This window comes from Aeromonas sp. EERV15 (assembly GCF_900079845.1).
GTDB lineage: Bacteria > Pseudomonadota > Gammaproteobacteria > Enterobacterales > Aeromonadaceae > Aeromonas > Aeromonas sobria.
The window spans coordinates 37,448-50,261 of sequence record NZ_FKKY02000017.1; the positions used below are offsets into that span (position 1 = coordinate 37,448).

Genomic DNA, 12,814 nt, shown 5'->3' on the forward strand with positions numbered 1-12,814 from the left:
CGGCGAGAAGGGAAAATCAGTGGGGACAACGGCTAACGCCATTATGAACAAAATCATCATTACGTGCACGTTAACGTCAATTGATCTGTTTGGTGTTAAAGCTCTATTTTTTACATTGACGCTACATTTTGAGTGCCCTAGATTGGCAACGTGTGATCAGCAAGACGCTTTAGCAAGAGAGTTGACTGTTGCCTCACCAAGCTCTGTTTAAGCACGTTTCCGTTGGCTTGACCCTCGCAACCGCGAGGGTCTTCTTTTTCCGGCGTCTGCAGAAGTAAATTTCTGCTGGTGGGTGTAGAGGGCGTGGGTGAACACCGATCAGGGATAGGCCTGCTGCACTGCCGCCAGGACGCGGGCAAACGGGTGTGCGGCCAACTGGCCAGAGCCCGCCAGCGATTTGGCCTTGACCCGGCTGGTCAGTGGCGTGGCGATACCACACAGGAAACGTGCCAGCACCCGGACATCTACCGAGCCAGTCTTGGCTATCAGTGGATCGCACCAGGCGCGGATCCCCGCCTCGTTTGGCATGGCCAGTTGGGGCAGGGGAGGCAGATGCGCCACCTCGCCGCGACAGACCGAACAGTGGCCACAGTGAACCGGCGCCACCTCATCGGCGAAATAGCGGGCGAGGCGGTGGCTCAGGCACTCCCGGGAGGTGAAAAAGTCGAGCATGGCTTGCAGTCTGGCCAGCTCGCTCTGCTCTTTTTGCAGGAACAGGGCGTGCAGGGCGGTTGCTTCCTGCTCGTTGTCCCACCCTTGACGGGTGATCCGGTAGACCTCGGTCATCTGCTTGCTTTCAAGCTCGATCCAGCCCTGCTGCTGCAGGTAGTCGAGCGCCGCAACGGCCCGCTGCCGCTCCCCCTGATAGCCCTGCCAGAGGGCGTCAAAGTCCATGGTGCACCAGCTGCGTGCTTGCGGGGCGCAGGCGAACAGTTGCTCCAGAAACTGGCGGCGATCCGGATTGAAGCGGCTCAATATGTCGCCTTTATCCAGCACAAACTTGAAGCGATAGTCGGCGTAGTAGCTGTAGGCCGGGGTGATGATGCCCGCCATCTCCAGATAGACCAGCAGGGTCTTCAGTGGCAGTTGGCGAATATTGGTCTCATTGGCGAGGCGTAGCAGGGTGAACTCCCACTCGGCACCGCTTTGTCCGATGATGGCGAGCAGCTGGAGGATGGCACTCAAGTCCGGCGTATCGCCGTAGACGAAGTTCTCCAGCACCGGCAACTGGCTCTGGTTGGCCAGCACGATGCAGCGTGATGGCTGGCCATCCCGCCCGGCACGGCCAATCTCCTGGCTGTAGTTCTCGATGGATTTGGGCAGATCGTAGTGAATGACCCGCCGGATATCCGCTTTGTCGATCCCCATGCCAAAGGCGATGGTGGCGACGATGCAAGCCACCTTGCCTGCCATAAAGTCGTGCTGGATCTGACTGCGCAGCGCCGAGTCGAGTCCGGCATGGTAGGCGCGGGCGTTGATCCCTTGCCTAATGAGTTGCTCGGCGCAGGCTTCGGCGGTGTGCTGCAAGGTGACATAGACGATGGTGGGGGCCGCCGGATCTTGCATCAGCGTTTGCGCGAGCCAGCCATCCCGCGCGTCAGGCGCCAGTGGCATTACCGCCAGATCAAGGTTGGCGCGATAGAAACCGGTGACCACCACTCCCTCCGGCTCGATGCCGAATTTGGCCTGCATATCCTGAATAACCGCCGGGGTGGCGGTGGCGGTCAGCAGCAACACCTGGGGGATCTTCAGGTCATGGCGATAGCTTGGCAGCTTGAGGTAGTCGGGGCGAAAGTTGTGGCCCCACTCAGAGATACAGTGGGCCTCGTCGACGACCAGCAGTGACAGGGGAACTTGCTCGATAAAGCGGCGAAATCGCTCGTTTTTGAGTCGTTCCACCGAGATCATCAGGATCTTGAGCTGACCATCCAGCGCCTGTTGCATCACCCTGCGACTCTCTTCCGGGCTCTGGCTTGAGTCGAGGGTCGCGGCGCTGATCCCCTTGCCTTTAAGGAAGGTGAGCTGATCGTGCATCAGCGCAATCAGTGGTGAAATAACCAGGGTCAGGTGGGGCAGGGCAAGAGCAGGCAGCTGGTAACAGAGGGACTTGCCGGAGCCGGTGGGAAAGATGGCGGCGGCACTCTGGCCAGCTAGCACCCGGCTGATGACCTGTTCCTGACCTGGCCTGAGTTCGGAGAAACCAAAATATTGGTTGAGCAGGGATGGGATCATGGCAGGGCTCCGCAGCAAATGGGGGATGATAGCACAGCCGCTCCCATCCCGGATGAGACGGGGAATGGCTGCCGATGACGCAAGCAGAGAGTGCTGACAAAACGTACAAAAATAGGTGGTTGCGCCATGGTTGAGTTTTTGTTGCGGATTTTTGTGATGAAAGCGGGATATTTTTTGGTGCCTCTCTGGAAAAAAAAGATGGCGAATGGGATATTCCGTCATGCAATCCGGTGACTGGCGGATCGGCCCGACAGAAGGCTGGCCGCAGGCACCACACTCGGGCGACAGGGGTTTCTCGGGTGCAAGATTGCTGACAGGACTCATGATTCATGCACTACGGTGCTTAGGGACTTTTTTGATGACACAACAACACCCCCTCCTTCGGCTGGTCAATAGCACCAGTCTGGTCAGCCAGATCCTGGTTGGTCTGGTATTCGGTATCTTGCTGGCACTGTTTGCCCCCGAGTGGGCGAAAACGGCAGGTCTGCTCGGCAGCCTGTTCGTTGGCGCACTGAAAGCGGTGGCGCCGCTGCTGGTATTCGTACTGGTCATGGCGGCCATCATTGGTCACAAGCAGGGTCAGAAGACCAATATGCGACCGATCTTGCTGCTCTATCTGTTTGGCACCTTCTCTGCGGCCGTGGTCGCGGTGATCGCCAGCTTCCTGTTCCCCTCCAACCTCCATCTGGTGGCCAACACCGCCGAGATCACCCCGCCGGGTGGCATCACCGAGGTGCTGCAGACCCTGCTGTTCAACGTGGTGACCAACCCGGTCAAGGCGCTGATGGATGCCAACTATATCGGTATTCTGGCGTGGGCCATCGGTCTGGGTATCGCGATGCGCCATGCCAATGAGAGCACCAAGGCGCTGATCACTGATCTGTCTCACGGTGTCTCCACCATAGTGAAAGCGGTGATCCGCTGCGCCCCGCTCGGTATTTTGGGTCTGGTTGCCTCGACCCTGGCCGAGACCGGCTTCGGCGCCCTGTTTGGCTATGCCCAACTGTTGATGGTACTGATCGGCTGCATGCTGTTTATCGCCTTCGTGGTCAACCCGCTGATCGTGTTCTGGAAGATCAAGCGCAACCCCTATCCGCTGGTGCTGACCTGCCTAAAAGAGAGCGGTGTGACCGCCTTCTTTACCCGCAGCTCTGCCGCCAACATTCCGGTCAACATGACTCTGTGTGAAAAACTGCGTCTGCCGGAAGATACCTACGCGGTCTCCATCCCGCTGGGTGCCACCATCAATATGGCCGGTGCTGCCATCACCATTACCGTGCTCTCCATGGCGGCGGTACATACCCTGGGGATGGAAGTGGATCTGGCGACGGCTGTGCTGCTCTCCGTGGTAGCCACCATCAGTGCCTGTGGTGCGTCCGGCGTAGCTGGTGGCTCCTTGCTGCTGATCCCGCTGGCGTGCAGCCTGTTTGGTATCGGCAACGACATCGCCATGCAGGTGGTGGCCGTCGGCTTTATCATCGGCGTGCTGCAGGATTCTGCCGAGACAGCGCTTAACAGCTCCACCGACGTGCTGTTCACCGCCGCGGCTTGCATGGCCGAAGATGAAACCCTGCTGGAGCCTTCCGCGCTGCCCAGCAGCGAGGCATGATCAGGTAGCTTGCCTATTCGATTCAGCCCCTCTCTGTGAGGGGCTTTTTATATAAGCTGGCCGAGATTTGTTGAGGGGAGGTATGCGCAAGAGAACATCTATTTTGATGAAATGTTTGGTTACAAATGGCAGGCAGACGGGGGTGATCCTCCCCCGCTAAAATAGCCCCGGTAGTTATAAGATTCAGGCTAAAAAAGAGATTCAATAATGAAGAAAACAACACTTTGGTTGGCAATGGTAGGGGCATTGGGGTTGGCCGGTTGTGGCGGCGGTGGTGGGGATAGTGGCGGCGGCGGTACCACGCCACCGGAGCCACAACCAAGGGCGCTGCCGGAGGCCGGCGTCTATCTCCCCGTCCTGATGGACGCTCAGGGTCAGTTAATCAATCGACCAGTAGACAACAGCTATCATGCTGTAGGTTTTGTATACCCAACGACAAGCGAGGGTACGCAATGGGTGAACCGAATTGATGAAAATAACAGTTCTGTAAATACATACGCTTTTCTGTACGGATCTTCATCTTCTGATAAAGCAAAAGGATACCCCGTAGAACTGGAAGGTTACGTCATTAAGAATGGTGCGGGACGAGGCGCAAATTCAAGTGAGCCAGATAGCAATGTAAAGTTGAGTAAGCGTAACTTTTCAAATCAATCATTGTGGGTACTGGATTATCGCAAGGCCCCAATCGTTATTGATCAAGCAGCCTTCCAGAACTGGGGAGGCCAAATTGCATTACAACCTATGGCGACAGATAAGATCACGGCTGGCGTACACTGGTATTATCGTGGCGTTAACTCAAATTCTCAGGACTTGTTCGACTACTTGACCACACAAACAAGCAGTAATGGTCAGGGAGTCAAGCTGCATATCCACTTTGTTGGCGAATCCTGTGTTGTCACTGGTGAAACAGAAAGCAACAGCAAAGGGATGAACAAGCTGACGCTAACGGGCTGGGACCGTTGTGTTTTCGCACCGACTCAACCTATTGATGGCAAGGTGTATGAGAAAAGCTGGAAAAAAGATATGGCCAAGTTTGCCGCTCGTAACGCCAGTGTCACTGCATATCTGACCATGAAGCCGGGTAGCAATGGCCAGAAAGACACCCTGGTGCTCGGTATTCCTGAAATCACAGGTGAAATGCCGTTCTTGTTGGAAGCGCAGCCACTCTAATCAGCCAGAGATAGTGCGTGCTTTGCAAGAGATGCCAGTCGTTCACCCGACTGGCATTTTTGTTGGCTGAGGTTTGAATTGGGTCGCTGACGGTATCATTGTGCCGCTACGGGATAAGGGCGCGGCCCCTGATGGTTGCGTGAGTTCGGATTACGTAACCGCAATAACCGCATGATGAGGTGTCAAACATATTCAGGGCAGGACAAACGCAATACAAAAAGCCAGCCGGTTAACCGGCTGGCTTTTTGCTATCTGCGGCAGGTGGGGGGATTAACCAACCAGCTGGAACAGGATGGCGGAGATAGCGATCATCCCCATCACAGCGACAAATACGTTGCTGATATGGCCCTGATATTTCGCCATGGCCGGTACACGTTTGATGGCGTACATCGGCATGATGAACAGGATAGTGGCGATGATCGGGCCGCCCAAGGATTCAATCATGCCCAGAATAGAGGGGTTGGCAATGGCGGTGCCCCACAGGGTCAGGATGAAGAAGGCGATGATGAACATCTCGACTTTCTTGGCATTCGGCTCTTTGCCGGATTTGCGCATGTTCTGCACGATCATCCCTTTCAGACCTTCACGGGCACCCAGATAGTGACCGAAGAAGGAGGAGACGATGGCCACAAAGGCAACCAGCGGACCGAAGTAGGAGATGATGGGGCTCGCATGCTGGTTGGCCAGATAGGAGAGCACTGCGATGTTCTGGGACTTGGCTTCAGCCAGCTGGGCAGGCGTCAGGCTCATCACACAGGAGAACACGAAGAACATCACGAAGCAGAGCAGTACGCCAGCGGTGCGCTTGAGGATGGCATCAGATTTCTGGACCGCCTGATCACCGTAGTCGCGGCGCTGGGCCACAGCAAAGCTGGAAATAGCCGGGCTGTGGTTGAAAGAGAACACCAGTACCGGAATGGTCAGCCACAGGGTAGAGGCGAAATCCTTGGCAGAGGGCACTTGCGCCAGCGCGGCACCGGTCCAGTCCGGGATCAGATACAAAGAGATACCGGCCAGAATGGCAATGAGCGGATAGACCAGCAGCTCGGTCACTTTCAGCATCAGCTTCTCACCGGCCAGCATCACCGACATCATGCCCAGGATCAGCACGATAGAGAGGATCCAGCGCGGTGGTGCACTCATCTGCAGCTGGTTGACCATAAAGCTTTCGACTGTGTTGGTAATACCAACGCCGTAGATCAGCACGATGGGATAGATGGCGAAGAAGTAGAGCAGGGTGATTAATTTACCGGCACCCACGCCAAAGTGCTCTTCTACCACTTCAGTGATGTCAGCATTGGGCTTGTTGGAGGAGAGTACGAAGCGAGCCAGACCACGGTGGGCCAGATAGGTCATGGGGCCAACCAGCAGCGCCATCACTACCAGCGGCCAGAAACCGCCCATGCCCGCGTTGATCGGCAGAAACAGGATACCCGCGCCGACCGCGGTGCCGAACAGGCTGATGACCCAGGTAGAGTCACGTTTTTGCCAACCAGTGGATTGAGTGAAGCCGGTTTGTGGCTTCGTTGCAGTCGCAGCATCTTGCGTGCCAGTGACAGTATTAGACATCTATCTCACCCCGAATGTGTGGTTCTTATTAAGTCGGCGCAAGGATACGGTTTTTTTAATCAAAAATGTTGATCAGATTCATTATTTAAAGGCCAAAAACCCTACTTTTTTATGGAAATGTGAGCGAAATACTAAAAATTCAATTTTTGTTTACCATCTGGCACGTTAGTTTAGTGTTAATGATTAAATTCCACCCAGTCAAATGTGTGTAAATTGTTATTTTGTCAGGTGCCGGGCAAGTTGGCAGATCATGCTGGCGGTGGCCCCCCAGATAAAGTGCTGTTGCCAGGGGATCCAGTAGAGGGTGTGCTGTTTCCCCCCTCTGGCAATGGTCAGGGGGATGTGGTTGCGCCGATCCAGCAGATGGGTCAGCGGCACTTCGAAGGCGTGATCCACTTCATCTGGACTCAGGATGAGGGGGTAGTTGCCATCGAGCAGCCCCAGCACCGGCAGCACTTCGAATCGTGACACCGTGTTGAGCGGGTTGAGGGTGCCGATCACCTCAATCAGCCGCGCCGGAATGCCGAGCTCCTCTTCGGTTTCCCGCAGTGCCGTGGCAATCAGGTTCTCATCGCCGGGATCCTGCCGCCCGCCGGGGAAGCTGATCTGCCCCCCATGATGACGCAGCTGGGGGCTGCGCCGGGTCAATAACACGCTGAGCCCCTCGTCGCGCATCACCACCGGGATCAACACGGCAGCCGGACTGAGTCCGCCAATGGCGAGGCGATGGGCCGGCGCAGGTTGCTGCAACTGGAAGCGGGTCAACAGTTCGTGGCGATCCATGGCGGGTGCTCTCTCCTGTGCGGTGGCCTGACAATGGGGACGGTTACAGCGCCGAGAGGGGCGGCAGGATGCGGGCGACCTTGTCATAGGTCTCCTGATATTCGCTGTCGGCATCGGAGTCGGCAATGATACCGCCACCGGCCCAGCAGTGCAGGCGACCCGCTTCGGCGATCAGGGTGCGAATGCAGATGCTGGTGTCTATCCGGCCGTGTTGGCTGAGATAGCCGATGCTGCCGCAATAGGCATTGCGCCGCTGGGGCTCCAGCTCCTCGATGATCGCCATGGCGCGGATCTTGGGGGCGCCGGTGATCGAGCCGCCCGGGAAACAGGCGCGCAGCAGATCGACCCCTTGCCAGCGCGCATCCAGCTCCCCATGGATGGTGGAGACCAGATGATGCACCGCTGGAAACGACTCCACCATAAAGAGATGAGGCACGCTGACCGAGCCCGGCCGGCTGACCCGGCCGATGTCGTTGCGCAGCAGATCAACGATCATCAGATTTTCTGATCTGTCCTTGTCGGCTTGTGCCAGCTCCCGCGCTACTTGCTGATCGGTGGCCGGATCCGGGTGGCGAGGGCGAGTCCCCTTGATGGGCTTGGTTTCGATATGGCGGCCATCGAGCAGCAGGAACCGCTCGGGGGAGAGGCTGAGCAGCGCGCTCTCCGGCAGGCGGATAAAGGCAGAGAAGGGAGCCTTGTTGGCGGCCGCCAGCAGGCAATAGGCCTGCCACTCATCCCCCTGATAGGGGGCGCTGAAACGCTGGGTCAGGTTGATCTGGTAGCAATCCCCCGCAGCGAGGTATGCCTGAATGAGAGCAAACTTCTCGCCATACTCAGCGCGACTCATATTGCTCTGCCAGGGCCCCAGCAAGGCGAAGGCGGGCGCCGGTTTGGCCTGTTGCTGTTCGAGCCAGGCCAGCCGTCTGGCAAGGCCCGCTTCATCCCCCCAGTGCACCAGCTGCCAGTCACCGGTCGCCACATTGCGCAGCAGCGCCCAGTCGTAGATCCCCACCGCCATGTCTGGCACCGCGATATCGGCGCTAGCCTGCACCGGCAGCCGTTCGAAGCGGCGGCCCAGATCATAGCCAAACAGACCGAGGGCGCCGCCAATAAAGGGGAGGCGAGTGGCGCACAGATCCAGCGCCCCCAGCAGCTGTTGCTGGGTGCGGGCAAGCAGGGTGAGGGGATCTTCGTTGTGTTCGCTGATATCCGCCCCGGCACGCAGAGTCGTCACCTTGCCGCGGGTTTCGAGGGTCGCCAGCGGATCGGCAGTGATGATATCAAAGCCGTTGTCGGCCCCGAGCGGCCCGGCCGACTCCAGCAACATGGCCCAAGGCTGATGTTGCAGGCGGGCAAAAAGCTGATGGAGTTCAGCGCTATGGTCTAGATGATGGATATGAAGTGTTGGCGTCATTTTATGTTATACAGGCAACAGTTTAGTTCCCGAACCCTAGTCGGTGCTGGTGGGCAAGCGTATCATAGGTGTCGGTGACTTAAGAAAAAACTGCCGTGTTGTTCGTTTTTTGCTGGTTGATAGTTTTTAGCCAGCGCGTCAGCACGGCCCATCATATGGAAGCCCTTGCTCTGCTCTGTGGCAGAGATAAGGACCAGTGAGGATGATATGAGCATTATAAAAAAACAGGATTTCATCGATTCTATCGCAGATGCCCTCCAGTACATCTCCTATTACCACCCGTTGGATTTTGTTCAGGCAGCCAAAGCGGCGTATGACCGCGAGGCCAACCCGGCGGCAAAAGATGCGCTGGCCCAAATCCTGATCAACTCCCGCATGTCCGCCGAAGGGCATCGTCCGCTCTGCCAGGACACCGGTATCGTTACCTGTTTCGTCAAGATCGGCATGCAAGTCCAGTGGGACAGCGACATGACCGTGCAGGAGATGGTGGACGAAGGCACCCGCCGTGCCTACACCAATCCTGACAACCCGTTGCGCGCCTCCGTGCTGGCCGATCCGGCTGGCAGTCGCAAAAACACCAAAGATAACGCCCCGGCGGTCGTGCATATCGACATGATCCCCGGCAACAAGGTGGAAGTGAGCATCGCGGCCAAAGGCGGCGGCTCCGAGAACAAATCCAAGATGGTGATGCTCAACCCCTCTGACGATATCGTCGAGTGGGTGTTGAAAACCGTGCCGACCATGGGCGCAGGCTGGTGCCCGCCCGGCATGCTGGGCATCGGTATCGGCGGTACTGCCGAGAAAGCGGCGGTGCTGGCCAAAGAGGCCCTGATGGAGCACATCGACATTCAGGAGTTGATCGCCCGTGGTCCCAAGACCACTGAAGAGAAGCTGCGGGTCGAGCTTTACGACAAGGTCAACAAGCTGGGGATCGGTGCCCAGGGTCTGGGCGGCCTCACTACCGTGCTGGATGTGAAGGTCAAATCCGCCCCGACTCACGCCGCCTCCAAGCCGGTGGTGATGATCCCCAACTGCGCCGCCACCCGTCACGTTCACTTCGAACTGGATGGTTCAGGCCCCGCTGAACTGACCCCGCCGAAGCTGAGCGACTGGCCGGAGATCACCCGTGAAGCGGGCGCTAACGTGCGCCGCGTCAACGTCGATGGCATCACCAAGGCAGAGCTGGCCAGCTGGAAGAGCGGTGATACCGTGCTGCTCTCCGGCAAGATCCTCACCGGTCGTGATGCGGCCCACAAGCGCATCGCCGACATGCTGAAAAATGGCGAAGGGCTGCCGGAAGGGGTCGATTTCACCAACCGCTTCATCTATTACGTTGGCCCGGTCGATGCGGTGCGTGACGAAGTAGTTGGCCCGGCGGGCCCCACCACCTCCACCCGGATGGACAAGTTCACCGACATGATGCTGGGTGACACCGGCCTTATCGGCATGATCGGCAAATCCGAGCGTGGCCCGAAAACCGTCGAGAGCATCAAGCAGCACAAAGCCGTCTATCTGATGGCGGTGGGCGGCGCCGCCTATCTGGTGGCAAAAGCCATCAAGAAGGCGCGGGTCGTGGCCTTTGCCGATCTCGGCATGGAAGCGATCTACGAGTTTGAAGTGGAAGATATGCCGGTGACCGTTGCGGTCGACTCCGAAGGCAACAATATCCACGAAACCGGCCCGGCCTACTGGTCTGCGAAAATTGCAGAGCTGGACGGCAAACTCTCCTCCTGAGTGACCATCCCAGCTGCCGGTTAACGGCAGTGGCAATGTAAAAAAGGCGCATCCATCCGGATGCGCCTTTTTGCTGATCTGCTGTTGGCCGATGGTTGGCTTAGCTTGGCCGAGAGCGGCAAGCAGGCATAAAAAAGGATGGCTCGACGCCATCCTTTCTCGTTGTGCTCATGCTGTTGCCAGCAGAGCGGTCACGCCTGGCTTAGGCCTTTTTCAGGTAGGCAGCGACCAGTACGATCTGCACGCCGTTGACCTTGCCTTCGATATGGAGCGGGTTGTTGGTCAGACGGATGCCCTTGACCAGGGTGCCGCGCTTGGCGGTGAAACCGCCGCCTTTTACTTCCAGATCCTTGATCAGGGTGACGGAATCGCCCTCTTGCAGCACGGCGCCGTTGGAGTCAACGGTCGGTACGCTGTCGTCATCTTCGTCAGCCAGTCCGGCTTCGGCCCAGGCTTTGGCCTCGTCTTCCATGTACATCATGTCCAGCAGATCCTGAGCCCACACCTCACCCTTGCCGGAGAGTGCTTTCAGCTGACGCCATGCCATCACCTGCACCGCAGGCACCTGGCTCCACATGCTGTCACTCAGGCCACGCCAGTGGTTGACCACCAGGGTATCCGGTTGTTCCAGCTGACCACGGCAGGTGTCACAGATAGCAACGCTGTGATCATCGTCGCTGGCGGGGGAGTGAGGTACCACGAAGGCGGTCAGCGCCTGCTCGGCGCTGCACAGTTCACACTTGGCGCCCGCGCGCGCTTGCAGGATGGCGTTGATGGTCATGTTGTTGGTCCCATAGCTAGTGGTAAAGCGACCCGCGAGGGGCGGGGCGCGTGAAAGAGGGGGCGGAATATAGCATAAAACCCCCTACTTTGTCAGGTCACCCAGGTTGATGGCTGCGAGTGAAAGCTGCGCCGCTTGCTTTTAACGGTGGATTTACCGGGTATTGAGGGTGCATTTTGAAGCGGGATCGCTAGAATGAGCCTCTTTTTTGACTGCAAGGCAGGGGCGCGCGTGCTGGCTCAACGTTTTCAACAACTGGATCGACTGCTCACCCGCTACCGGCGCTGGTGGCAATATCAGCCATACCATCATTTGGCGATGGCCTTTGCTGATGAGGCCCCTGATCTGGCAGCCCTGCTCAATGGGTTGACCCTGGCCCAGCTGGCCGAGTTTGATGCGGATATGGGGGCCCTCAGTTGCTTGCTGGCTCCCTGGATTACCGAGGGAGCCGAGCTGCAACAACTTAGCCAGCTTGCCCTGTTTCCCCCTGAACCCATCACCTGCAGCAAGGCAATGGCATTGAACATGCCGGGGCGCAAACAGGCCCAGATCGAGTCATTCACTGCCTGCTTGCCCGCCCATCAGGGCCCCTATCTGGAGTGGTGTGCTGGCAAGGGCCACCTTGGGCGGCTGGTGTCGCTCCACCGACAGGCTCCTATCCTGAGTCTGGAGCTGCAACCGCAGCTCTGCGACGAAGGGCGGCTGCTGGCCGAGCGCGATGGTGCCAATATGGCCTTTACCTGCGCCGATGCCTTTGCTCCCGAGTCGGCGGCGCTGATTGCCCCCGAGCACCACGCCATGGCACTTCATGCCTGCGGCGAGCTGCATACCCATCTGCTGGAGCGGGTAGCCGAGCGCAGAGCCAGCGGGGTGACTATTTCTCCCTGTTGTTACCACCTGATCCGCACCAGCCACTATCGCCCGCTGTCAGCGGCGGCAAAGGCCAGCGAGCTGATGTTGAGCAAGGCAGATCTCAAGCTACCGTTGCAGGAGACGGTGACCGGCGGCGCGCGGATCGCCCGCTTGCGGGAGCTGGAGGTGATATGGCGGCTCGGATTTGACTGCTTGCAGCGGCAGGTGCGCGGGGTGGATGAGTATCTGCCGGTGCCCAATATGCAAAAGAGCCTGCTGACCGGCAGTTTCGAGGCATTTTGCGTGTGGGCGGCAGAGCGCAAGGGCATTACCTTGCCCGCCGGACTCGACTATCCCCCATTGCTGGCGCAAGGGGAGCGACGCTTTGGTGATGTTGCCCGCATGGAGCTGGTGCGCCACCTGTTTCGCCGTCCCCTCGAGATCTGGCTGGCACTGGATCGCGCGCTCTTTTTGCAAGAGCAGGGCTATCGAGTCGAAGTGGGGGAGTTCTGTGCCAAACCCATGACCCCGCGTAATATTCTGATCCGTGCCGTGCGCGCCTGACGCCGGGCTCTCTTGAGCATTCTTCTTGAGCATTGATGATGGCTGACAGGCTGAGCGTGTCAGCCATTTTTTTGCATCTCGAATAATGAGCCGGTAACCGTTCATC

At 58.1% G+C, this 12,814-nt stretch carries 9 protein-coding genes; 4 read left to right on the forward strand and 5 right to left on the reverse strand.

Going from position 1 to position 12,814, the window contains the following annotated elements; genetic code table 11:
• Positions 1-318: 318 nt before the first annotated feature.
• Complete coding sequence (locus BN4575_RS15085; RefSeq protein ID WP_068978807.1) at positions 319-2,232, reverse strand: RecQ family ATP-dependent DNA helicase; 1,914 nt, start codon at positions 2,230-2,232, stop codon at positions 319-321.
• Positions 2,233-2,590: 358 nt separating this feature from the next.
• Between BN4575_RS15085 and sstT the strand changes: the two genes are divergently transcribed.
• Entirely contained in the window at positions 2,591-3,841 is a 1,251-nt protein-coding gene (sstT, locus tag BN4575_RS15090; RefSeq protein WP_068978808.1) for a serine/threonine transporter SstT, read from the forward strand.
• Between the two features lie 207 nt (positions 3,842-4,048).
• Complete coding sequence (locus BN4575_RS15095; RefSeq protein WP_068978809.1) at positions 4,049-5,011, forward strand: hypothetical protein; 963 nt, start codon at positions 4,049-4,051, stop codon at positions 5,009-5,011.
• Between the two features lie 270 nt (positions 5,012-5,281).
• Here BN4575_RS15095 and BN4575_RS15100 read toward each other — a convergent pair whose 3' ends face one another.
• The 3 genes from BN4575_RS15100 to pabB all read right to left on the reverse strand — a co-directional run bounded on the left by BN4575_RS15100 (position 5,282) and on the right by pabB (position 8,690).
• Entirely contained in the window at positions 5,282-6,580 is a 1,299-nt protein-coding gene (locus tag BN4575_RS15100) for a serine/threonine transporter (RefSeq protein WP_042023823.1), read from the reverse strand.
• A gap of 216 nt (positions 6,581-6,796) precedes the next feature.
• Positions 6,797-7,363: a CoA pyrophosphatase gene (locus tag BN4575_RS15105; protein ID WP_068978810.1), complete on the reverse strand. Its 567-nt coding sequence runs from the start codon at positions 7,361-7,363 to the stop codon at positions 6,797-6,799.
• 43 nt (positions 7,364-7,406) lie between these two features.
• Complete coding sequence (pabB, locus tag BN4575_RS15110; protein WP_068978811.1) at positions 7,407-8,690, reverse strand: aminodeoxychorismate synthase component I; 1,284 nt, start codon at positions 8,688-8,690, stop codon at positions 7,407-7,409.
• 294 nt (positions 8,691-8,984) lie between these two features.
• Here pabB and BN4575_RS15115 point away from each other — a divergent pair, with 294 nt between their 5' ends.
• Positions 8,985-10,511 carry a fumarate hydratase gene (locus BN4575_RS15115; protein WP_033136975.1) on the forward strand — a complete coding sequence of 509 codons (1,527 nt, stop codon included), beginning with the start codon at positions 8,985-8,987 and terminating at the stop codon, positions 10,509-10,511.
• Positions 10,512-10,713: 202 nt separating this feature from the next.
• On the opposite strand, the gene BN4575_RS15120 is transcribed toward BN4575_RS15115, so the two are convergent.
• Positions 10,714-11,292 (reverse strand): PhnA domain-containing protein, encoded by a 579-nt coding sequence (locus BN4575_RS15120; protein WP_042023815.1) that lies wholly within the window; start codon positions 11,290-11,292, stop codon positions 10,714-10,716.
• A gap of 195 nt (positions 11,293-11,487) precedes the next feature.
• Between BN4575_RS15120 and BN4575_RS15125 the strand changes: the two genes are divergently transcribed.
• Positions 11,488-12,708, forward strand: coding sequence for a methyltransferase (locus BN4575_RS15125; RefSeq protein ID WP_068978812.1), 1,221 nt, complete (start codon positions 11,488-11,490; stop codon positions 12,706-12,708).
• Positions 12,709-12,814: the final 106 nt, after the last annotated feature.

What these genes read in the sequence shown, in the direction of transcription:
- BN4575_RS15105 (WP_068978810.1), bottom strand. Translation starts at nt 7,363, where the DNA reads ATGGATCGCCACGAACTGTTGACCCGCTTCCAGTTGCAGCAACCTGCG.
- BN4575_RS15115 (WP_033136975.1), top strand. Translation starts at nt 8,985, where the DNA reads ATGAGCATTATAAAAAAACAGGATTTCATCGATTCTATCGCAGATGCC.
- sstT (WP_068978808.1), top strand. Translation starts at nt 2,591, where the DNA reads ATGACACAACAACACCCCCTCCTTCGGCTGGTCAATAGCACCAGTCTG.
- BN4575_RS15095 (WP_068978809.1), top strand. Translation starts at nt 4,049, where the DNA reads ATGAAGAAAACAACACTTTGGTTGGCAATGGTAGGGGCATTGGGGTTG.
- BN4575_RS15120 (WP_042023815.1), bottom strand. Translation starts at nt 11,292, where the DNA reads ATGACCATCAACGCCATCCTGCAAGCGCGCGCGGGCGCCAAGTGTGAA.
- BN4575_RS15085 (WP_068978807.1), bottom strand. Translation starts at nt 2,232, where the DNA reads ATGATCCCATCCCTGCTCAACCAATATTTTGGTTTCTCCGAACTCAGG.
- BN4575_RS15125 (WP_068978812.1), top strand. Translation starts at nt 11,488, where the DNA reads ATGAGCCTCTTTTTTGACTGCAAGGCAGGGGCGCGCGTGCTGGCTCAA.
- BN4575_RS15100 (WP_042023823.1), bottom strand. Translation starts at nt 6,580, where the DNA reads ATGTCTAATACTGTCACTGGCACGCAAGATGCTGCGACTGCAACGAAG.
- pabB (WP_068978811.1), bottom strand. Translation starts at nt 8,690, where the DNA reads ATGTTGCTGGAGTCGGCCGGGCCGCTCGGGGCCGACAACGGCTTTGAT.